At 38.9% G+C, this 22,364-nt stretch carries 21 protein-coding genes and 3 tRNA genes; 7 read left to right on the forward strand and 17 right to left on the reverse strand.

Translation table 11 applies throughout. The features are described from left to right. Positions 1 to 60 precede the first annotated feature (60 nt). Complete coding sequence (sppA, locus tag CKV69_RS03440) at positions 61 to 1,944, reverse strand: signal peptide peptidase SppA (RefSeq protein WP_014326041.1); 1,884 nt, start codon at positions 1,942 to 1,944, stop codon at positions 61 to 63. 123 nt (positions 1,945 to 2,067) lie between these two features. Here sppA and CKV69_RS03445 point away from each other — a divergent pair, with 123 nt between their 5' ends. Then, positions 2,068 to 2,622 (forward strand): NAD(P)H nitroreductase, encoded by a 555-nt coding sequence (locus tag CKV69_RS03445; protein ID WP_005751507.1) that lies wholly within the window; start codon positions 2,068 to 2,070, stop codon positions 2,620 to 2,622. A gap of 92 nt (positions 2,623 to 2,714) precedes the next feature. Here the strand turns inward: CKV69_RS03445 and CKV69_RS10790 are convergent, their stop codons facing one another. The 5 genes from CKV69_RS10790 to CKV69_RS03470 all read right to left on the reverse strand — a co-directional run bounded on the left by CKV69_RS10790 (position 2,715) and on the right by CKV69_RS03470 (position 6,213). Further along, positions 2,715 to 2,849, reverse strand: coding sequence for a hypothetical protein (locus tag CKV69_RS10790; protein ID WP_005726557.1), 135 nt, complete (start codon positions 2,847 to 2,849; stop codon positions 2,715 to 2,717). 1 nt (position 2,850) lies between these two features. Then, on the reverse strand, positions 2,851 to 3,591 hold the full coding sequence (locus CKV69_RS03455; RefSeq protein ID WP_014326042.1) for an RIO1 family regulatory kinase/ATPase domain-containing protein: 741 nt from the start codon (positions 3,589 to 3,591) through the stop codon (positions 2,851 to 2,853). A 75-nt stretch (positions 3,592 to 3,666) separates the two neighbouring features. After that, entirely contained in the window at positions 3,667 to 4,359 is a 693-nt protein-coding gene (locus CKV69_RS03460; protein WP_005726559.1) for a hypothetical protein, read from the reverse strand. A 152-nt stretch (positions 4,360 to 4,511) separates the two neighbouring features. Then, on the reverse strand, positions 4,512 to 5,426 hold the full coding sequence (gene nagK / locus CKV69_RS03465; RefSeq protein WP_005726560.1) for an N-acetylglucosamine kinase: 915 nt from the start codon (positions 5,424 to 5,426) through the stop codon (positions 4,512 to 4,514). A gap of 49 nt (positions 5,427 to 5,475) precedes the next feature. Further along, entirely contained in the window at positions 5,476 to 6,213 is a 738-nt protein-coding gene (locus CKV69_RS03470; RefSeq protein ID WP_016504493.1) for a phosphatase PAP2 family protein, read from the reverse strand. A 63-nt stretch (positions 6,214 to 6,276) separates the two neighbouring features. Between CKV69_RS03470 and ribA the strand changes: the two genes are divergently transcribed. Continuing rightward, the gene (gene ribA, locus CKV69_RS03475; protein WP_005716111.1) at positions 6,277 to 6,936 is read left to right on the forward strand and encodes a GTP cyclohydrolase II; all 660 of its coding nucleotides are present in this window, start codon (positions 6,277 to 6,279) and stop codon (positions 6,934 to 6,936) included. Positions 6,937 to 6,984: 48 nt separating this feature from the next. Here ribA and CKV69_RS03480 read toward each other — a convergent pair whose 3' ends face one another. Continuing rightward, on the reverse strand, positions 6,985 to 8,556 hold the full coding sequence (locus CKV69_RS03480; protein ID WP_005751512.1) for a peptide ABC transporter substrate-binding protein: 1,572 nt from the start codon (positions 8,554 to 8,556) through the stop codon (positions 6,985 to 6,987). A gap of 56 nt (positions 8,557 to 8,612) precedes the next feature. Beyond that, on the reverse strand, positions 8,613 to 8,975 hold the full coding sequence (locus tag CKV69_RS03485; protein WP_016504243.1) for a YbaN family protein: 363 nt from the start codon (positions 8,973 to 8,975) through the stop codon (positions 8,613 to 8,615). Between the two features lie 121 nt (positions 8,976 to 9,096). Between CKV69_RS03485 and prlC the strand changes: the two genes are divergently transcribed. Then, complete coding sequence (gene prlC / locus CKV69_RS03490) at positions 9,097 to 11,136, forward strand: oligopeptidase A (protein ID WP_014326045.1); 2,040 nt, start codon at positions 9,097 to 9,099, stop codon at positions 11,134 to 11,136. Between the two features lie 55 nt (positions 11,137 to 11,191). Here the strand turns inward: prlC and CKV69_RS03495 are convergent, their stop codons facing one another. The 7 genes from CKV69_RS03495 to gloB all read right to left on the reverse strand — a co-directional run bounded on the left by CKV69_RS03495 (position 11,192) and on the right by gloB (position 16,622). Continuing rightward, positions 11,192 to 12,460, reverse strand: a complete 1,269-nt coding sequence (locus CKV69_RS03495) for an NRAMP family divalent metal transporter (RefSeq protein WP_016504242.1) — start codon at positions 12,458 to 12,460, stop codon at positions 11,192 to 11,194. Between the two features lie 299 nt (positions 12,461 to 12,759). Then, positions 12,760 to 12,834 (reverse strand) — tRNA-Gln (locus CKV69_RS03500). 29 nt (positions 12,835 to 12,863) lie between these two features. After that, positions 12,864 to 12,948, reverse strand: a tRNA-Leu gene (locus tag CKV69_RS03505). A gap of 5 nt (positions 12,949 to 12,953) precedes the next feature. After that, positions 12,954 to 13,030: transfer RNA gene (locus tag CKV69_RS03510), tRNA-Met, on the reverse strand. Positions 13,031 to 13,176: 146 nt separating this feature from the next. Then, entirely contained in the window at positions 13,177 to 14,400 is a 1,224-nt protein-coding gene (locus CKV69_RS03515; RefSeq protein WP_005756740.1) for an ROK family transcriptional regulator, read from the reverse strand. 77 nt (positions 14,401 to 14,477) lie between these two features. Next, positions 14,478 to 15,782 (reverse strand): glutamyl-tRNA reductase, encoded by a 1,305-nt coding sequence (gene hemA, locus CKV69_RS03520; RefSeq protein ID WP_014326047.1) that lies wholly within the window; start codon positions 15,780 to 15,782, stop codon positions 14,478 to 14,480. 138 nt (positions 15,783 to 15,920) lie between these two features. Further along, entirely contained in the window at positions 15,921 to 16,622 is a 702-nt protein-coding gene (gloB, locus tag CKV69_RS03525; RefSeq protein ID WP_005754098.1) for a hydroxyacylglutathione hydrolase, read from the reverse strand. 22 nt (positions 16,623 to 16,644) lie between these two features. Here gloB and CKV69_RS03530 point away from each other — a divergent pair, with 22 nt between their 5' ends. The 4 genes from CKV69_RS03530 (at position 16,645) to CKV69_RS03545 (ending at position 20,664) form a co-directional block, all read left to right on the forward strand. Next, positions 16,645 to 17,361: a class I SAM-dependent methyltransferase gene (locus tag CKV69_RS03530; protein WP_014326048.1), complete on the forward strand. Its 717-nt coding sequence runs from the start codon at positions 16,645 to 16,647 to the stop codon at positions 17,359 to 17,361. A 77-nt stretch (positions 17,362 to 17,438) separates the two neighbouring features. Next, positions 17,439 to 19,199, forward strand: a complete 1,761-nt coding sequence (gene ycaO, locus CKV69_RS03535; RefSeq protein ID WP_014326049.1) for a 30S ribosomal protein S12 methylthiotransferase accessory factor YcaO — start codon at positions 17,439 to 17,441, stop codon at positions 19,197 to 19,199. A 120-nt stretch (positions 19,200 to 19,319) separates the two neighbouring features. Then, entirely contained in the window at positions 19,320 to 19,733 is a 414-nt protein-coding gene (locus tag CKV69_RS03540) for a Z-ring associated ZapG family protein (protein WP_014326050.1), read from the forward strand. A 229-nt stretch (positions 19,734 to 19,962) separates the two neighbouring features. Further along, positions 19,963 to 20,664, forward strand: coding sequence for a CPBP family intramembrane glutamic endopeptidase (locus CKV69_RS03545; RefSeq protein WP_005754104.1), 702 nt, complete (start codon positions 19,963 to 19,965; stop codon positions 20,662 to 20,664). Between the two features lie 70 nt (positions 20,665 to 20,734). Here CKV69_RS03545 and CKV69_RS03550 read toward each other — a convergent pair whose 3' ends face one another. Together CKV69_RS03550 and xthA are read right to left on the reverse strand one after the other, a co-directional pair. Continuing rightward, the gene (locus CKV69_RS03550) at positions 20,735 to 21,508 is read right to left on the reverse strand and encodes a TIGR01619 family protein (RefSeq protein WP_005716150.1); all 774 of its coding nucleotides are present in this window, start codon (positions 21,506 to 21,508) and stop codon (positions 20,735 to 20,737) included. Between the two features lie 9 nt (positions 21,509 to 21,517). Next, positions 21,518 to 22,321 (reverse strand): exodeoxyribonuclease III, encoded by an 804-nt coding sequence (gene xthA / locus CKV69_RS03555; RefSeq protein ID WP_014326051.1) that lies wholly within the window; start codon positions 22,319 to 22,321, stop codon positions 21,518 to 21,520. Between the last annotated feature and the right edge of the window lie 43 nt (positions 22,322 to 22,364).

Below are 22,364 nucleotides of genomic sequence, written 5' to 3' on the forward strand. Positions count from 1 at the left end.
AATTATAAAAAAAATCGAACCATTAACCGCACAATAATGGCTCGATTATTCTAACGAATCTTAGTTTATTGTGCTACAAGTGAGGCAATATAAATATTTCCCTTTTGGATCATTCATTTTATTTAATAACCCAATCTGTTTTCTCACTTCACGATATTCTACTGGGAGTGCAATACTTTCTAACAATGTATTCCCTACCCATGCTTGTATTTTTCGTTTAAGGGTTGGCAACAAATCACTCAAGAAATTCTGTTCGTCTTCAACCATCCATTGAAGGGCAAAATAATCGACTTTCTCTTTTTCATCGAGTAATTGATTAGCGAGCTCCGAAGCTTTCTCTACGGCAAGATTAAAGTGACCGAGTTCATCCACAAGATTGTGTTTAACCGCCTCTTCGCCTAACCAAATTTTACCCTGTGCTATTTTATCGACTTCTTCCACTGTCATGCCTCGACCACGGCTAACAACGGATAAGAATTTATCGTATCCACTTTCAATTTCCAGTTGAAGAATATCTGACATTTCACTGGATAATCCACTAAAACGAGAACTTGAACTCAGTGCTGAGGTTGATACGCCATCTGCCGAAATGCCCACTTTCTTAAGTGTTTTTTCAAATGTTGGGAACAGCGCAAAAATACCAATCGAGCCTGTAATCGTATTTTTATCTGCGATAATATAATCTGCGGTACTAGAAATCCAATAGCCTCCAGAGGCCGCCATCGCCCCCATAGAAACAACAACTGGTTTTCCGAGCGCTTGTAAATTATCTACTTCTTGACGAATTATTTCAGAAGCAAAAGCACTGCCACCTGGACTGTTGACTCGAAGAATCACCGCTTTTACATTGTCATCATCGTGCGCTTGGCGTAAAAGGCGTGCAATCGTATCTCCTCCCACTTCATGCTCATCACTTTCACCATCAATAATGGCACCTTCAACATTGACAACGGCAATTTTATATTGTCCTTCTTCAGAAAGTCGATCTGGTAACAAGGACAAATAATCCTCATAATCAATTAAGCGTATATTATCGTTTTTGTCTTGTCCAAAACGTTCCAATAATTTTTCATCTATTTCTAAACGATTGGCTAAACCTGTCACCAACTGACGTTGCTGTGTATATGCCGTACTGTCCCCTTTCAACATTTTTAAGGCTTGTATGTATTTTGAAGACGCAGGTAACACATCATCTGGATCAATTTGACGGTTTTTTGCCACAATTTGCTTATAATTATGCCACATTGCCCCGAGCCACTCGCTCAGATCAGTCTTCGCTTCTGGCGACATATTATCGCGTAGAAACGGCTCAACAGCGGATTTATAGGTGCCGACTCTAAAAATATGCGCTGTGACATCTAAGTTTTCTAGCATTGATTTAAAATACAGATTTTCTTGACGTAATCCCGTAATATCCACCTGACCAATTGGGTTGATATAAATTTCATCTGCATAACTCGCCAATAAATATTGTGATTGTCCTAGGTTATCCGCAAAGGCAATGACCGGTTTTTGACTTTCTTTAAAGGCATTGATGGTCTGACCAACGTATTCTAATGCAGGTAAATCTGCGCCCTCAAAGAAATTCAGATCTAACACTAATCCACTAATACGATCATCCTTTTTCGCATGATCAATCATATACACAATATCAAAAGTAGAAATTTGGCGTGGCACATGTTGATTATCTAATTCTTTCAATGCTTTCTGCCAAGACATACTCTCTTCACGATTATCCGCAAGATAGCCATCTAAATTTAACAATAAGGCATATTTTTCATTCTCTAACATCATAGGGTGTTGTATTTTATTTGAATGAAAAAAGATCCCAACGACTGCGGCGACAAGAAGTACAAAAAATAAAAAAACAATATTCATGACGAGCTCACGAATAAAATTTAAAATACGCCAGCATAAACGGAAAAACTGTACAATTAATTGCATAAAACCTCATCAAATAAACAGAATAAAGGAATTTTGCTAACATACCACAAACTCCGATAGCAATAAACGCTCATCGTAAAATATGCTAAAATCTACCGCACTTTACTCACTGAGGAAAATTTCATGGATGCATTACAATTACTGACAACACGACGTTCAGAAAAGAAACTGACTGCGCCGGCACCGGATAAAGCACAGTTAGACGTCATTTTTCAAGCCGCATTAAATGTGCCTGATCACGGTCGTTTATCCCCTTATCGCTTTATTGTGATGGAAGGTGAAGGTTTAAATAAACTTGAAATATTATTAAAAGAAACGGTGCAAGAATTTGAATTAGGCGAAGAATTTCTCAAAAAAGCAGAAAATTTGGCAAGCCGTGCCCCTATGGTGATTGCGGTGATTGCGAAAATCAATAAAGCGTTGCCTAAAGTCCCTGCTTGGGAACAAATGTTAAGTGCAGGTTGTGCTACTTATGCAATTCAATTGGCGGCTAACGCACAAGGCTTCGCAAATGTATGGATTACGGGAAAATGGGTGAACGGTAGTAAATTGCGTCACGCTTTTGATTGTGCAGAACACGATAAAGTGATTGCCTTATTAATGCTAGGCAGTGCGGAAGAAAAAATGGATAGGGAAAAGAAATCACAAGATCTTTCTCAGTTTGTATCTTATCTGTAACAAGACAATAAACCGCTATACGGCAACGCAAATGCCCATAGCGGTTAAACCCTAACGCACATGGTGTAAATAAACGAAAATGCAGTGCTTAATTAAAATCTGACACCCGTACCAATCCCTACGCCAACACCGACACCACTACTGCCACCACCCGCATTGACACTCCCGCCTACCGCACAACCCGATACGATCAAGCTCATCAAAATAAAGATAACGTATTTTTTCATCCTATTTTCCCTCTTTTAATGAAGATGACATATTTTCAAATAAACGATAAATAGCAATCAGATCCGTTTTTGCGATCGGTTTGAATGGTAACAAAATGTAATAAATAAAGCGATATTTTCGTAATGTTCTTAATACGCCATGCCAAACTTGAGGATCGCCCATATCTGCATAAGCATGAATGAGACATTGAATCTCCTCATCTGAAATGACTTTCGCACGGCATAAGCCATATAAGAACATCATCACATCTTTGGTTTTTCTCCATAACAAATCCTGCTCAACAGGATAAGCTTCCAAATCAATAAAAGTCACTTTTCCCTCTTGCCAAGTCATATCTCGCAACACGGGTCTGCCATGAACTAACCCTGTTTGATGTAATTGAATGAGGGCGTGTAGGCAATCAAATAAAATCTGTAATTTAAGCTGCTGAGATAGGCTGCTATCTTCCTGCCAAGCAATGGCTGTACGCCCAACATCATCTACGACAAAAAAGTGTTTACCATATGCGAGTAATTGAGGGACTGGCGCCTGACGCGAGGCAAAATACGTTAAGGTTTGGATTTCTTTTTGTAAGGCAATCTGAGGATTCGGTTTTAACAGTTTCCAAATACCTCGAAGCTGTTCTGGTTGTTTTAACCAACATTGTTTGCCTTGATATTGGAAATGATAAATACGTTTATGTTTATTGTTTTCCACTAATTGTGCTATATATTCTTCAAACGAAGTATGCGCAAATTCCATTTAAAACGTTTCCTTTATTCAAAAAAATAAAGTGTGGCTACATCACCACACTTTATTCATCGCATCACTCAATGATTACTTTTTCATTAAGCTAAGCTTACTGACTTTATCACCTGATAGTTGGCAATCCATATTGTAATATTGATTACCATTTAAACGCACGGTGGCTTTAATTTGATTTTCTGTGACGACAGCATTTTCTGGGCTACGAAAAACGCGGTTGGTTTGTGCAACTTGTTGGATTTTCGCAATGCAAAGATAATTCACCTTGGCATCACTGCCCGTTTTCACGCGTCCAGCGCTGGCATCTGCCTTATTATAACCGAATAATTTTTGTAATTGGCTCGCTTTATGCCATAACGCTTTGCTGTCTGCTGGATTTGCATGCTGTTTTTTGCCATTTGCATCAATGGCGGCGATAACATCACCACTTTGGTTAAACTGATAAACGCCCGTTTTATCTTGTACAAAACTCACTTTACCAGCTTGATAGAAAAACTTTGCCAATTGACCGTTTTTTTGCACTTTGATCAATTCTGGCTGTGTGCTTAAATAAGCAATATAGTGATCCTGATTATGAATATATTCAAATGGTTTTAAAGCTGTCGCTTTTTGTTCTAAGCTTGCTAAATCAACGCCTAAGGCTTGAGTGACGGTTTGCGCAGAAACAACCGTAGCTCCTTGAGATGTGGTTTGAGGTAAATGACTACAGGCAGATAAGGCGATGGCAGTCATAAATAAAATAGATTTTGATGTATATTGGCGCATAAAGTTTCCTTAAAATAAGACATAAACCTTGCTATTCTAACGAATAATCACCTATTTTTGAATAAAATTTCAACGTATCGTAGCAAAATAAACAATTCCGTTGCATCACATAAAAAATAACGAGATGTTTCCACCTCGCTATCTCGCCATATTTATTTGCTCAAAAACAACGCAGCGGCCCCTCGTACACCACCAGAATCACCATATTTCGCTTTTTTAATTAGTGGCACATTCGCACTGCGTAATAAACGTGCAGGTAGGGCTTTAGGTAAGGCTTCATATAAATAATCAAAATTAGATAATCCACCGCCTAAAACAATCACGTGAGGATCTAATACTGTAATCAAATTTCCTATTGAAATGGCACAAAGCTCAATAAAAAGCTCAACAAATTTGACCGCACTTTGGTCACCGGCATAAAAACGTTGAATAATCGCTTGCGCACTTAACGCTTCACCTTGCATATCACGATACAACATTTCAAAGCCTCTGCCTGATAAATACGTATCTAAACAAGCACGATTACCACAACCACAATCATAAATCGGTGCGTTATCCCCGCCCAACAATCTTAACGCATGGTAATTTAATTGTGTATGTCCTACTTCACCCGCCATCCCTGTTTGACCAGAATGTACCTTACCATTAAAAATCAGACCGCCCCCAAATCCAGTCCCGAGAATTAGCCCTAGCACGCTTGGATATTGGGCATTTTCTTCATCCCAAGCTTCTGATAACGCAAAACAATTCGCGTCATTTTCAGCGCGAACTTCACGCCCTAATCGCGTTTCAAGATCTTGAATAATCGGTTTATGATCTGCCGCACGAATATTCACTATTTCCGCAATACCTGTGGCTGGATTAACAAAACCGGGAATACCTAATCCTACAGTGCCTTGACACTGAAACATCTCATCTGCTTTATGGACTAAACGCACAATTGTGTTTAACCATTCCTCATAACTTTCTTTAGGGGTTTCTACTCTTTCTGAATATTGTTTTTCTAACTGATCATTAAATACGGCAAGTTCAATTTTTGTTCCGCCAATATCAAATCCATATCGCATGTTCACCTCACTTAAAAAAATAATTTTAATTCTAGCAATGATTTCACGTCTATTTCTTGATAAATATCGATTTTTTTTGCAAAAACGTAAAAATTCCCCAGTGTACAAAAAATGCAATTAATGTGCTGATAAATAAATCTATCGGATAATGCATTCCGAAACGTAAACGACTAATCAGCATAAATACAGCCCACAGTGAAGTGAAACTCACAAGTACTTTTGCCGTTAATGAACGTACACTTAATAAGTGTACAAAACCGACCACTAACATCAACCAAGTTGCCGCAAAAATCGTATGTCCAGAGGGAAATGCATAGCCCACTTCTTTTTCATAATGGCTCTTTAACCAGTTTGGTGTATCCGATTTTGTTTGATAAAACTGATCAATAAAATGCGATCGTTGTTTACGCTCTTGTGCATAAAATTGTTCAACACTGATGCCACTCGCTTCTGCGACATAAACAATATAAGGACGCGGCTCCGAAAAAAGCGTTTTTAATCCGCTTTTGATACCTTGCGTAAGGATGACGGAAAATGCCATGACAAGCACACCTAATACCCACTGTTTTCGCGTCTGGAATAAGGGAATAAAAAGTAAGGCAAAAATCCCACACGTAATAATCGCATAAGGCACACTCCCACTTTCTGTTAAGAAATAAAGTGGATAGTCGTAATTTGTCATCACATCATCGCTACGCCATTGCCATGTAAAAATCCAAGCAAAAAGAGGGACAACACAAAGCAATAAGGTATATAATGATAATCTTTTTAACATATTCGCAACCATAAAATGAATCATCTGAAAGAGCGATATTCTATCAGATAACGCATAAAAGAATAAGGATTGATTATGGCAAAAATTCAACGCGTTACCGAGGCTAATTTGCCAACGGAATTTGGCATGTTTAGAATTGTCGGTTTTGAATTTCCAGACACCAAAAAAGAACATGTGGCATTAGTATTGGGAGAGGTAGAAAACACCGACGAGCCAATTTTAGCCCGCATCCATTCTGAATGCTTAACGGGCGATGCCCTTTACAGCTTAAAATGCGATTGTGGCTTTCAACTGGCCGCTGCCTTACGTCAAATTAGCCAAGAAGGTCGTGGTGTATTAATTTATCACCGCGAGGAAGGACGTGGTATCGGTTTAATTAATAAAATCCGCGCCTATTCCCTTCAAGACAAAGGCATGGATACGATTGAAGCAAATCTTGCATTAGGCTTTGCGGCAGATGAACGAAATTTTGAAGTGTGTGCCGATATTTTTGCGTTGTTAGGCATTAATAAAGTGCGCTTATTAACCAATAACCCAAACAAAATTGACACCATGAAAAAGGCAGGGATCAATATTGTAGAACGTGTCGCATTAAATGTAGGCGAAAACCGCTATAACACGGAATATTTAGACACAAAAGCCAAAAAAATGGGGCATTTTATTATTCATAATCAGCAAAAATACCCACTTGAGTGCCCTTATTGCTCAGAAGAAGTTCCTGTGCAAGAGAAATAAACGCAATGCCCCACTTCTGTGGGGTATGTGCAATCAATAGAGCGCATATTATTTATGCTCACTGACCTTACGGTATAAATCTTTGCTATACATCGTTCCTGTAGGGTTATCAAGATGATAGCCTGTCACTGTTGGATGGATAAAAATGGGGGTTGTATATTGGAAAATGGGTAACACGACATAATCTTGCTGTAATTGAGTAGTAATTTTGCTGTATAAATGTTTTCGCTCTGTTTCTGTTTGAGGTAAAAGCGTTTGTTCTAATAATTTATCCACCTCTGCATGATGATAACCTGCTTGATTATCGGCAGCTTGTGAATAAAAAATATTTAAAAAGGCTGAAGGCTCATTGTAATCTGCACACCAACCGGAACGTATCACTTCAAAATCACGTTTCGCCCGTTTTTCCAATAACTGTTGCCAAGCAACTGGCTGTGCCTTCACTCTGATCATATCTGATTGTGACCACATACGAATTAAGCGTTGCGCGATCTCTACATTCGGTGGCTGTTGATCATACGTCAAGGTAAATTGCAAAGGTTTACTTTCTGTAATCCCTTGTTGCTCCAATACTTGTTCGACCACGACAGGTTCCCAAGCCAAATCAGAATCCATTTGCATCGAATAAGGTAAAAACTGGGTTGTCGCTTGCATGTAAGGCACCACATCCTGCACAATACTCCGAGTTGAAATCATCGAAATTAATGCTTTTCGCACCGCACTTTTTTGTAATAATGGATGCTTAAGATTAAATTCATAATAATGCGTACAAAGTGTTGGGAAATATTGAAGTGGTGTAAGTGTATGTTGTGGTGCTAACACCCAATCTATATTTGACACCGGTTGCGATGCACTAATTTTTTGATAATCCACAAACTTAAACGACACTTTTTGATGCGCCCAATAATGAGGATTTTTTTCTAAATGAATGAAATCATCCTGTTGATTCACTAACCGATAGGCACCATTACTCACAAATTGCGCACTTTCTTTCTGATAAGTTGGTAATAACGCGACATGAGCCAACATTGCTGGTAGTGCTGGCGTCGGTTTATCTAACTGAATACGTAGCACACGATGCTCTATTGCTTCAATACCCAAGTCTGCAACCGGCATGCTACCTTTTAAAACAGCGTCTGCATTGGCTAAATTTAGAAAAGCTAAATAAGTTTTCAGTGGACTGGTAGAACTGGCTAGATTTTGCCAACTGTGTACAAAATCCTGTGCTGTTACCGCGTCACCATTCGACCATTGAGCCCCCTCACGTAAAATGAAAAACCAGGTTTTATAGTCTTCTGACTGCCAACTCTCCGCCACCGCCGGCACAGGATGACCCGCCGTGTCATAGGCGGTCAAACCTTCCAGTAAATCTTGCAAAAAAATAGCTTGCTCTGCATTCGTCATTTGATGAGGATTGAGGATCAAATCATGATAAACCGCACGCGTTAATTTTTCGCGACTCGGTGTCATGTCTGATACTGGGGGAGCAGAAAGGGAAGAAGACACAGAGGTCGGTTGATCACAAGCTGTGAGGCAAAAAATTAGCCCCGAAAAGACCGCACTTTTTAAGTGTGTCATCATATTTGTCTTGTAACGAGAAAAAGATGCATCGCTAAACATATTGTTTTTCCTGAAAAATGATGTTCATTATACAAACAATGCTTAGCGAATACCAATTATTGCTTTACTGTTTTAATCCAAAAGAAAAAGAACCAATATTTGGTCAAGAGAACTAGCACAATAATCGTCCGTCCGACGACACTTGGGGTAAAATAAAATCCAATCGATAACATAATCGTTGCGAACAATAAAATCCAAAACTTAGATTTTTGTGTTAAGGCACGCTCTTCTTTAAAAGATTTTAAGTGTTTGTTATACCATGGTGTTTGCAAAAACCAAAGGTGTAATCGATCAGACCCTTTTGCAAAAAAGAATAATGTAAGTAACAAGAAAGGCGTTGCGGGCAGAAGAGGAAGAATAATTCCCACAATACCTAATCCGAGAAAAATAAACCCTAATAAAATATAAATTGCCTTCATAACTACCCTTTTGAATAAAAACAATTCTCAATTATCTACAATTTTTTCGCTTTTTCAAGCTTGATATTATAAAATTTTGCCCAATGTAGTAAAAACGTATCATCGTTTAAGGAAATTATTTATGTCCAATCCTTTACTTAGCTTTGAAGGGCTCCCCCCTTTTTCACAAATAAAACCAGAACACGTGCAACCTGCCGTCGAAAATTTGATTCAAGCTTGCCGTGACAATATTGAACAATTACTCAAACAAGAACAATTCACATGGGATAATTTTATTTTACCTTTAACTGAAATGGGTGACCGTTTCAGTAAAGCCTGGTCTCCTGTTTCCCATCTCAATGCCGTCAAAAACAGTCCTGAACTCCGTGCAGCATATCAAGCGTGTTTGCCTTTGTTGTCGGAATACAGCACTTGGGTAGGTCAACATAAAGGGTTATATCAGGCTTATGAAAAACTTAAAAACAGTCCTGAGTTTGCACATTACGATTTAGCACAGCAAAAAACTATTGATAATGCCCTACGTGATTTCAAATTATCTGGTATTTCTTTATCAGCAGAGAAACAAAAACGTTATGGTGAAATCTCTGCACGCTTATCTGAATTAAGTGCGCAATTTAGTAATAATGTCCTTGATGCCACAATGGGCTGGGATAAAGTGATTGAAAATCTCGAGGAATTAAAAGGATTACCCGAATCAGCTTTAGCAGCAGCCAAGCAATCTGCTGAGAATAAAGGGCTAGAAGGCTATCGTTTCACATTAGAAATCCCAAGTTATTTACCTGTCATGACCTATTGTGAAAATCGAGCATTGCGTGAAGAAATGTATCGTGCTTTTGTTACACGCGCTTCCGACCAAGGTCCAAATGCAGGAAAATGGGATAACAGCGCTATTATGCAAGAAATTCTCAACTTACGTGTAGAGCTTGCCCACCTTCTTGATTTTAACTGTTATACCGAGCTTTCCCTTGCAACTAAAATGGCGGAAAAACCACAACAGGTGTTAGATTTCTTAGACAGCCTGGCAAAACGTTCAAAAACACAAGGTGAGAAAGAATTAGCCGAGTTACTTGATTTCTGCCAAACACAATTTGGCGTAAATGAGCTTGAAGCTTGGGATATTGCTTTTTACAGCGAAAAGCAAAAACAATACCTTTATTCAATTAATGATGAAGAATTACGCCCTTACTTCCCTGAAAATCGTGTATTAGCCGGTTTATTTGAGTTAATTCAACGCATTTTTAATATTCGTACCGTTGAACGCTTTGGAATTGATACTTGGCATGACGATGTGCGTTTTTTTGATCTTATTGATGAAAACGATAACCTACGTGGCAGTTTCTACCTTGATTTATATGCACGTGAGAATAAACGTGGCGGTGCCTGGATGGATGATTGTATCGGACGTCGCAAAAAAGCAAATGGTGAAATCCAAAAACCGGTTGCCTATCTCACCTGTAATTTTAACGCCCCTGTAGGAGATAAACCGGCTTTATTTACTCATGATGAAGTCACCACATTATTCCATGAGTTTGGTCATGGTATTCACCATATGCTGACTGAAATTGATGTTGCTGATGTTGCAGGAATCAGTGGCGTACCTTGGGATGCGGTGGAATTACCAAGCCAGTTTTTAGAAAATTGGTTCTGGGAAGCCGACGCGCTCGACTTTATCTCTGGTCACTATGAAACCGGTGAACCACTACCAAAAGAAAAATTAGCACAGCTCTTAAAAGCGAAAAATTTCCAAGCTGCGATGTTTGTCTTGCGTCAATTAGAATTTGGTTTATTTGATTTCCGTTTACATCATCATTTTGATCCAACCAAAGCAAATCAAATCCTCGATACCTTAAAAGCGGTTAAAGAGGAAGTCGCTGTGATTAAAGGCGTAGAATGGGCAAGAGCCCCGCACAGTTTTAGCCATATTTTTGCAGGTGGGTATGCCGCAGGTTATTACAGTTATTTATGGGCAGAAGTGCTTTCAGCTGATGCCTTTTCACGCTTTGAAGAAGAAGGTATTTTTAATCCAGAAACGGGGAAATCTTTCTTAGCTGAAATCTTAAGCCGAGGAGGAAGTGAAGAGCCTATGACCTTATTTAAGCGTTTCCGTGGACGTGAGCCACAATTAGATGCCCTTTTAAGACATAAAGGCATTGCGAATTAATATCTTTCCAATAAAAAATACCGCACCATCTAAAGTGCGGTATTTTTTTATCAAATTAGGTTAACCAGCCTGCTTGTTGAGCAATAAACAGCAAGGTAAATGAAGTTAAATACATTAAGCCAATTAAGGATAACCACAATAACTTCCCTTTAACACGATGCTCACCTTTTAATACCAATGATAAATTTAAATATGCAAATACGGGGGTTGAAACAAAAGACGCAATCATCGCAAATTTCAACATTGGACCTACCGCATTATTAAAATAGAAAATAATGGCTAATCCTGCTAAAGCAGCAAAGGTAATAGCAACATTTAAATAGCTCGGACGGCTTTCTTTCTTGCCTAAAATTAAACGTAAGCTTTCAACATTGGTGCGTGAATAACCATCGATAACCGTGATCGTTGTACCAAACATACACATAAAGGCAATGAACGCAATCAGGCCTCTTGCCCACTCACCGATCGTTGAAGCATACATATTAATTAATTGTGCGATGTATTTGCCACCTACCAATTGAACAGTTTCACTTGAACCATGCTGAACTAACGCCCCTAATGCTAAGAAAACAAGCGCTAAAATGGCGGTACCAATATATCCTACATTAAAATCCCAAATACCGTCTTGATAAGACACTTTCGATACACGGCGTTTTGCAATCACCCACATTGAATTGATGGCTGAAATTTCAATCGGTGCCGGCATCCACCCCATTAACGCCACAATAAAGCCCAATGCGGCTAAATTCCAAGGGCTGGCACTGACATAATCTGCGGGGGCAACACCTTGAATGCCATTACGTGCTAATGCAATTATCACGGCACTCACTGTCGTAATTGTCAACGCAATCATGATCAATTTAGATAAGCCATCAAGTAAACGGTATTTACCTAATAACAGGATAGAAGTGCTCACCCCGATCACAATAAAACTTAATGTGGGTACAGGCACTTGAACTGGTAAGACGAAGGTCAAAATCGCCGCACAAAGCAAACCCACTGCTGCGGTGTTAATCACTGTGGCAAACACATTAAGTAAAAAGAAGATCCAAATGTATAGCTTGCCTTTTCTTAAATAACCTTGCAATAAAGTTTCCCCTGAATCTAGCGTGTATTGCACGCCAAAGCGGAAGAAAGGATATTTGAATAAATTCGCTAAAATAATAATGATGGCCAATTGCCAGCCATAAATCGCACCAGACTGGGTAGATGCAATAATATGCGATCCACCAACGGCAGCTGACGCCATTAAAATCCCCGGACCTAAAGCGGCAAATTTAGAATGCCATGTTGATTTTTCTATTTGTTGTGTTAATTCTGTCATACGATATTCCAAAAAAGAGTTTTTGATTGTCATTGTGAATTTTCACAATGTTTTAACAATATCGCCGATTTATTTATACTAGTCAACCGGACAAAAATAATACAAAAATAGTATTTTATACTGAAATAAACTAGGGTTTTAGTAAAAGCTACTGGTATGAAAAAGAAAAGTATAAGAAATACTCTATTTCTAGAAAGGAAAATAACGATAAAATAAATTTGAAAAAATAATAAAAATTTTAAAGTAAAAATAAAATAATCGTAAAACGAAGTAAGTGAAATCAAAATTGAGAAAAGTGATGGCTGGGGTACTAGGATTCGAACCTAGGAATGCCGAGATCAAAACCCGGTGCCTTACCGCTTGGCGATACCCCAACAACTATATTGACTTGCAAGCTAATGAATGGTGCGGGACGAGGGACTTGAACCCACACACCTCGCGGCGCCAGAACCTAAATCTGGTGCGTCTACCAATTTCGCCAGTCCCGCAAATATGGTGGCTATGACGGGATTCGAACCTGTGACCCCAACATTATGAGTGTTGTGCTCTAACCAACTGAGCTACATAGCCATTTTCTATTTGCATTCACCTCATCGGCTTTGCGGGGCTAATTATGCTGATATCGCCCCCACTCGTCAACTCTTTTTTTTATAAAAATGAAATTTTTAACGCGTTCGCATACAGTTTGAACAAATCGCTGTAAAAGCAACCGCACTTTAGTCTGCCAGCAAACGACGTAGCAAGCTCCCATCTAATAACGCACGTTTAATTAACGCAAATGCCCCAATGACATCTTCATTCTTCAGTTCTGATGCAACTAATGGCGTATTCTTGACAAAAGCAGGCAACGCATGGCTATCTAAAGAACGTTGTATTGCCGCAAACAAGATATTTTTGGCTTGGGTAATTTCACCAGAAATCACGATCTTCTCGGGATTAAACATATTCACACTCATCGCTAACACTCGTCCAATTTGCACCCCAACGTGTTCAATCAGTTCAATCGCTGCCGTATCCTGTTTGTTACTCGCCTTACAAATCGCATCAATATCGTGCGATTCAAGCGATAGCCATTTGCTCTCGTAGCCATCTTCTAACAGCTCGTGCATTTTGCGTTCAATCGCCGTATTACTCACGACAGTTTCCAAACATCCTACATTGCCACACAAACAACGTTTTCCCAGCGGATCAACTTGAATATGCCCAATCTCACCGACATTATTTTTATAACCTAAAAAAACCTCATGATTTATCACAATACCAGCGCCAACACCACGATGAATACGTAATAACAAAGAATCATAACAATCTTGCGTCACACCAAAATAATGCTCTGCTAAGGCTAAACTGCGCACATCATGTCCAATAAAAGTGGCTAATTGCGTATGTTGTGAAATTTTATTCGCCAGATCCCAAGGCGCTTCTAAATCAAGATGTGGCATGTATTCAATCATGTCTGTTTTCACATCGACAAATCCCGGCACCGTGATCCCCACAGCGATAAACTCACTGCCTCGCTTCTGATGTTGTGCAATAAATGCCGTCAAATGTTGTAGAAGAAAAGCCTCTATACTCGTAACACTTTGCTGTTCTGGTAAATCCACCACATCTCTTTTTAATAACTTCGTGGATAAATCCATGATAGCAAAAGTCGCATGTTTACGACCTAAACGAATCAAAATCGTGCGGAAAGCTTTATGTTCCGCCACAATTGAAGTGGCACGACGTCCACCAGTAGATTCCTGTTGCTCCACTTCTTTAATTAACCCTCGAGCAAGCAGATGACGTGTAATTTTAGTGACACTCGCCGGGGCTAATTGGCTGAGTTCTGAAATTTGAATACGAGAAATGGGACCTTGTTGATCGATCAGTTTATAAACAACAGCGCTATTCATTTGTTTTACTAAATCAACATTTGCTATTTGGTGATTTTCTCGCATATTTTACCCCAATAAAAAAATAACCTGATTATTCTAAAGTGAATTGACTGAATTAGAAATCACTTTTATTTGTTGTGCTACTCCACGTCGGACTTTAAAGTTGAAGAAAACAGTGCTAATCCCGTTGAATTACCTGTTTTGACCATCGCATTCATCACTTGTGTAGGTGAATGTAAAAGTTTATTTGTCAATTTATAACTCAGTGCTTGTAATACGGCTTCGCTATCTTCACCTTGACGTAACGCAAACAATGCCTTTTCTAATAGTATTTGACGAATATCTTCTGCATTTTCTCGGTAAGAACGGATTAAATTTGAAAATTGATGCACTTTTAACCACTCAAAGAAATCCACACATTCTTGTTGAATAATCACCCACGCTTGTGCCGACGCTTTCTCTCTTTCTGCCAGATTGCGTTGAATAATTGTCTGTAAATCATCTACTGTGTAATGATAAATACTGTCTAACTCACCGACACTTTCTTCAATATCACGTGGTACCGCAATGTCCACTAACAGCATTGGTAGGTCACAACGTACTTTTTGTGCAATCTTGACCATATCTTGAGTAATCAAGATTGTTGGACTTCCTGTTGAACTGATCACAATATCCGCTTGATTTAAGCCTTCTTGTAACTGTGTGAGTGCCAAGACTTGCACATTTTCTGCACCATCTAATTTAGTTACTAAATGTTGCGCTCGTTCAAAAGTACGGTTTGCAATCATAATTCGTTGCACACCATGGCGTAACAGATGTCGACACGTCAGTTCGATGGTCTCCCCTGCACCGACTAAAAGCACATTTAGTGTTTTGAGTGAATCAAAAATTTGGCGCGCTAAACTACATGCTCCATAGGCTACAGACACAGCACTGCCACCAATATTCGTTTCGGTTCGAACTCGCTTTGCGACAGAAAACGTTTTTTGAAATAAACGGGAAAACTCACTGGAAAGAGGTTGATTTTGCCCTTGATAATACGTTTTACTCAACTGATAGGCGTCTTTCACTTGCCCTAAAATTTGCGGTTCTCCCAATACTAATGAATCCAATCCGCAGGCAACACGCATTAAATGTAAAACCGCTTGTTGATTTTGTTGCGAATAAAGGCAGCCTGCTAACGCATCTAAAGATAACTGATGTATTTCTGCAAACCATTGCATACAACGCGTCGACCAACTTTCTGCCTCTTGAGGCGGAATGGCTTTATGATGAAAATACACTTCAGTACGATTACAAGTGGATAAAATCACCGCACTTTCAGCCAATGCTTGTTGCTGAATTTGCGCCAATGCCTCACCCCGTTTCTCAGCAGAAAACGCTACTTTCTCACGGATAGCGACAGAGGCTGTCTTGTGATTAATACCAATAACTAGAATCGTCATACATTATTTTACATGAACCGCGCTCAAACACGGCGCGTTGAACCCACAAAGAAAAGAAATAAAGCCCATTTTAATCAATTGTCCTGTCATGAGCAAACGGCAACGTGATTATTTACATGAACTTCGCTTTTATTTCAATTAAAACACGTCTTTTGCTTTACGCCATGCAACAAAGGTTTCTATATTTTGTGCGATCAAAAACGGATTAATCTGTTTTTCTCGTCCCATTGTCGTGGGTAAACTTGGCTGGTGTGCTACACGCTGTTTTTGTACCCATTGTTCATGTTGTTGTATCGCTACATTTTCTGGCAATACATATTTGGCAAAGGCTAAATTGGCTAAAGTATATTCATGGGCAGGACACACAATTGTGTCATCAGGCAAGGATTTTAAGCGTTGTAAGCCATCAAACATATCTTGATAATTCCCGGTAAAGACACGTCCACAGCCCGCAGAAAATAAACTGTCGCCACAAAATAAATGCCCATCAACCAGATAGCTCACATGTTGTTCCGTATGTCCTGCGGTTTGTAATACTTGAATGTGGTAATGTTCGGTCTGCAAAATGCCCATATTAACAATTTCGGTCGCCCCTTTCGCTTGGGTTTCTGCTGGTCCAAAGACTTTCACGTTTGGAAAATGTTGTTTAAAAAGTGAGACACCCGCAGTGTGATCATCATGATGATGAGTTAACAGCAAGGCTTCCACTTTAAGTTGATGCTGTTGAACATAATCGAGTAACGGGGTAAATTCTGGTATATCGATCACAATTATCGGTAAATTTGCTCGTCCATAGAGCCAAATGTAGTTATCATTTAGAGCAGGAATCGGTACTAGCATAAATTGTCCTCAAGGGGTTGTCATGTGGTGGAACGCAAAATATCCTAACGTCATGCACTTGCCGCACAGCTGGCAACAATTACAAAATGGCAGTTGTTATTGTAACGCACTTACCGACTATTTTTCGGCTTGGTATCCAAAAATTTTAGGTCATCATGTTTTAAAACTTGGAGGATTAAGTGCTGAAATTCAAAGTGATTGTTTTTTGCATCATGCTATTTTACTTGCGCCCCATATCAGCCCACCATTACAAAGCCTTGGCTTGCAAAAAAATACCAGTGTCATCCAAGCTAATTTGACTGAACTGCCTTTTATTGAACAATCAATTGATGCTTGTGTGTTGAGTAACACATTAAATTTCAGCCAAGACCCACACCAAATCTTACGTGAAGTTACGCGTGTTCTGCGTGAAGATGGCTATTTATTCTTGTCTCTTTTTAACCCCTTTAGTCCACTATTATTTAAACGCCATTTGCATGCTGTCCCTCATCCCCCATTGCCTGTTCGACACTATGTACCTTGGCGTATCTTAGATTGGCTAGCTTTACTTAATTTTGATATTTTAGATCAAAAACGCTTAGTCAGCTGGGATAAACATCGCTGCTTTCCACACTTAATTGCGATTGTGGCACGTAAACGGGTTTATCCATTAACCCTCAATCCACAAAAAGTGCACTTCAAAAAACACGAACTTCTCACCCCAGTTAGCGCATTCAAAACAAGACTACTACGTAAATAAGTGCAATTAAACTTGCGACAAGCCATAAACTCCCCTATTATGCCGAGCTTTAAAATCAGAAACATATCGAGATAAGCATGTCTGAACAAACTTTTATTCTCGGCAAAGATGCCGCACTGGAAGACAGTATTCACAAATTTCAGCAAAAACTCACCGCACTTGGTTTCAATATTGAAGAAGCGTCTTGGCTCAATCCTGTACCGAATGTATGGTCAGTACATATTCGTGATAAAGATTGCCCACAATGTTTTACTAATGGTAAAGGTGCGACGAAAAAAGCGGCGCTTGCCTCTGCATTAGGGGAATATTTTGAACGCCTTTCCACCAACTATTTCTTCGCTGATTTTTATTTAGGACAGGATATCGCTAACAGTGATTTCGTGCATTATCCCAATGAAAAATGGTTTCCTATCGAAGATGAGAACTTATTGCCTAATGGGCTTTTAAATCAAGAATTGCTTGATTATTACGATCCACAACAAGAATTAACACCGCAATTATTAGTGGATTTGCAATCCAGTCATTACGATCGCGGCATTGTCGCCATGCCTTATGTACGTCAATCGGATCAAACAACAGTTTACATTCCACAAAGTATCATTGCTAACCTATACGTTTCCAATGGTATGTCTGCTGGAAACAGTAAATTTGAAGCACGAGTCCAAGGCTTATCGGAAGTTTTTGAACGCCATATTAAAAATAAAATTATTGCTGAAGCAATCAGCCTGCCATTAATTCCTGCCGAAGTGATGGCTCGTTTCCCAACGATCCAAGCTGCTATTGCGAAATTAGAACAAGAAGGTTTCCCTATTTTAGCTTATGACGCGTCATTAGGCGGAAAATACCCCGTGATTTGTGTGATTTTACTCAATCCTAATAATGGTACCTGCTTTGCCTCTTTTGGTGCTCATCCTCGTTTTCAAGTAGCACTCGAAAGAACCGTTACCGAATTATTACAAGGGCGTAGCTTAAAAGATCTTGATGTGTTTACGCCACCTTCTTTCAATCATGAGGATGTAGCAGAACACGCCAATCTTGAAACACATTTTATTGATTCCAGTGGTCTTATTTCTTGGGATCTCTTTAAATCTGACGCAGATTATCCATTTGTTGACTGGGATTTTTCGGGGAGCACGGCTCAAGAATATGACAACTTGATGGCGATTTTCCAAGCAGAACAAAAAGAAGTTTATATCATGGATTATAATCATTTAGATGTGTATGCCTGTCGAATTATTGTACCCGGCATGTCCGACATTTACCCTGTGGACGACTTAATTTATGCCAATAACAATATGGGCATGGATTGGCGAGAAATTTTGCTTGATTTACCGCACTTTCACCATGATCAACACACTTATCAAGAATTGTTAAGTGAGTTAGATGAACAAGGCATTGATGATGCGACTCGTGTGCGTGAATTTATTGGGATTGTCGCCCCCCCTAAATCGGGTTGGTCAACGTTGCGGATTGGTGAGTTAAAATCGATGTTGCATTTAGCCCTTGGTGAATTAGACGCTGCACTGGACTGGGCAAATTGGACATTAAATATGAACAGCTCTGTCTTCACTGCTGAGCGCGCTAACTATTATCGTTGCTTGATCAACAGTATTGAGCTATTCCTCGATAAATCTCGCCAACCTGAACAATACCGCATGGTATTTGAAAAAATGTACGGACAACGTGCAGTCGAAATAGCTTGGCAAGCCGTACAAGGCGGGAATCCGTTTTATGATCTCCTTGCTGATGATGAACATTTACACCAATTCCAAGCACACCAGAAACTGCTTCAGGCGTATGAAAAATTACAAAAAGCCAAGCGTGAAAATTGGAAATAAGATGAAAACGAAGGATGTCAGACCTGACATCCTTTTTCATTTGTGATCTAGTGCAAAGAAATCTTTTTCATTTCATGTTATTTTGATAACGATACTTTATCTGATAATAGGAGTTTTCTTATGCAAAATTGGACAACTGAAATGTGGCAAGCAGCGGGTATTGGCTTAGTTATTGGGTTGATCCTAGGTTACTTATTCTTACGTCTTACTAAAGGTTCGGTGAAAAAACAACTTCAAACGGAAACTGAATTACAGAAAGTCAAAAATCAATTAGATAACCAAAAACAACAGCTTGAAAAACACTTTTCAGAAAGTGCCGAACTTTTGAAAAACATTGCCCAAGATTATCAAAAGCTGTATAAGCATTTAGCAACCTCCTCAACGACATTATTGCCAGAATTAACCAATAATCCGTTATTCTCATCACATTTAATTACGACTGAACATGTGGATAAACATGACCAGCAAAATAAAGATGAACAACCTAGAGATTATTCTGAAGGTTCATCTGGTTTACTAAAAAACGATAAATAGTCTATAAAATCTACCAAGTCGCCTACTTGGTAGATTTTTTCTTTTATCAACGCACCATTTCATACATAATAATCCCCCTAACACTTCGTTTTATTAACCATTTATTCATTCTCTAAAAGGCAGTTACGAAAATGAACAATTCACTTCTCAATTAATCTCTTCTTTCTTATAGAGCAAGTGTTCTAACACTTTGCTTAGCATGTTGTACAATAATTTAACGGAGTAAATGATGAAAAATCAGCTTACCAAATTAAAATGGTTTGATATTGCTATCTTAACCCTCATTCTGTTTTCCTATGCCATTTATGCTTCCTTTCTTCATTATGCTATGCCATTGGAAGGGAATAATTATGCCGATATCACGACTTTTTCAGCAGAAGATAATGTAGGAGCCTTTATTCAACAAAGTCTCTTATTATTCTTGGCATTTTTATATTTAAAATGGCGAAATTTTCATTTCGGCGTATGGAATATTGGGTTTTCTTTTCAAGCAATCGGAAAAGGGATTGTATTGTTTATCATTGTCGCCCTGTGTATGGATCTTTATTTCATCCTGTTAAATGCTTTTCTAGATTTTTCCTATGTTGAAGAGACATTAAACACAGAAAGCATAGCGCACTTTGCTTGGATTAATTTCCCGCTGATCCCTTATGCTATGTTGAATGGGGTCTATGAAGAACTCTTTTTCTTAGGTGTCTGCTTAAGCGTTGATCGTAAATATCTCCCTATCGCCTTTATTTATTCGCTGATTATTCGTGTGAGTTTCCATACTTACCAAGGCATGGAAACTGCGATTGGCATCGGTTTAATACTGGGTAGCCTCTTTTTTCTGCTATACCAAAAATCAAAAAAGAAGGATCTCTTTCCTTTCTTTGTTGCCCATGCCATTGCCGATGTTTTTGGCGCTGGCATCATCAGTTATTTTTATTAAGGCAAAAAATAACGCAAGTCAGATGACTTGCGTTATTTGCGATTCGATTAGATAAAAACAATAAAACCTATTAATTGAGTTGCTCTTGAGTCTTAATAGCGTCGCATTCCCAGCCTGCATATTCACCTGAAAATTGATTCGCGATATCTTCAAACTGTTCCACATAGTTAAAAATCTGACTGTTATCTAAGCTCAACTCCTGCTCTAATCTCACCAAATAAACCGGTTCATCCTCTTCGAGCATAACAGGCAACTGACTATATTGCATGGAAACCAGTGTAATAGACTGCGAGTGAAGATAATCCATAAACGCAAACATATTTGCTTCTTCTTCAAAACGAAAGCTATGCTCAATCGTATAAAGCGCTGCAAGATCACGACCATTTTTTGTTAACAGTTCCAGCACTTCTTCGGTGGCATGAATTTTCATTTCCAAAGGTGAAGGTAATAAGAAGTCAAAATAAATGTCCCAATGTGGATCATATTGAATCTCAATAGCAGAAATTTCCTCAAATTGTTTAAGTACTTCTAAAAAGGGCTCCGTGTTATCACAATAAAAATAAAGCTGTGCATGACCTGCCGATAGCACATGTCCTGCATATAACGTGTCAGGTAATGCACTTAATTGTGTCCATAATTTCACAATCTGACGCATTAATGTTTGATAAAAACTCGGATCTGGCAATTCATTCTCATCCAACATCGCATACGGAAATTTAAACTGTATGATGTTATGGCTTTTCGGCGAGGGGAATTGATGTAATACCTCAAGATTCACTGAAAAAATCGCCAGTTTCTCATTCAGTACAGAACGATAATTTTGCCAGCTTTGTCCTTTATCCATGCGAGTACCTTATTTAAATACTGCCCAAACCGGTGCATGATCAGAAGGTTTTTCCATTGCACGGATATCCAACGCAATCCCTGTTTCAACACAGCGTGCTGCTAGAGCATGGTTTGCAATAATATGATCAATACGTAAACCACGATTATCATCAAACCCTTTTGAGCGATAATCAAACCATGAAAATTGATCGTTCACATCCGGATTTAAATGACGGAAAGTGTCCACTAAACCGTAGCCATATAAACGGTTCATCCATTCTCTTTCTTCCGGTAAAAACGAACATTTGCCCGTGCGTAACCAACGTTTACGATTTTCATCACCAATCCCAATATCCAGATCTGTCGGACTAATATTCATATCGCCCATAATAATAATCGGATTATTGGCATTGTGATCCTGTTCTAAATACTGTTGTAAATCCGCATAAAATTTCTCTTTAGCGGGGAATTTAGTTTCATGAGCGCGACTTTCGCCTTGTGGAAAATAACCATTAATCACTGTTAATAAGCCAAAATCTGTTTCTAAATCCGCCATAATAATGCGTTTTTGAGCTTCTTCACTGTCTGTTGGAAACCCTTTACGTACCGCTTTAGGCGCTTGCTTGGTTAACAACGCAACACCGTAGTGTCCCTTTTGACCATGATGAAAAACATGGTAGCCCAAATGTTCAACCAGTTCATAAGGGAACATTTCATCTGCCACCTTAATCTCTTGCAATCCCAACACATCGGGTTGGTATTTCTCAATCACCGCCTCTAGTTGATGCGGTCTTGCTCTCAATCCATTAATATTAAAAGAAATGACTTTCATGCCTAAATTTCCTAATTCATCATTAGATAAAGTCAGCATTATA

It is taken from the genome of Pasteurella multocida, assembly GCF_900187275.1.
GTDB classification, from domain to species: domain Bacteria; phylum Pseudomonadota; class Gammaproteobacteria; order Enterobacterales; family Pasteurellaceae; genus Pasteurella; species Pasteurella multocida.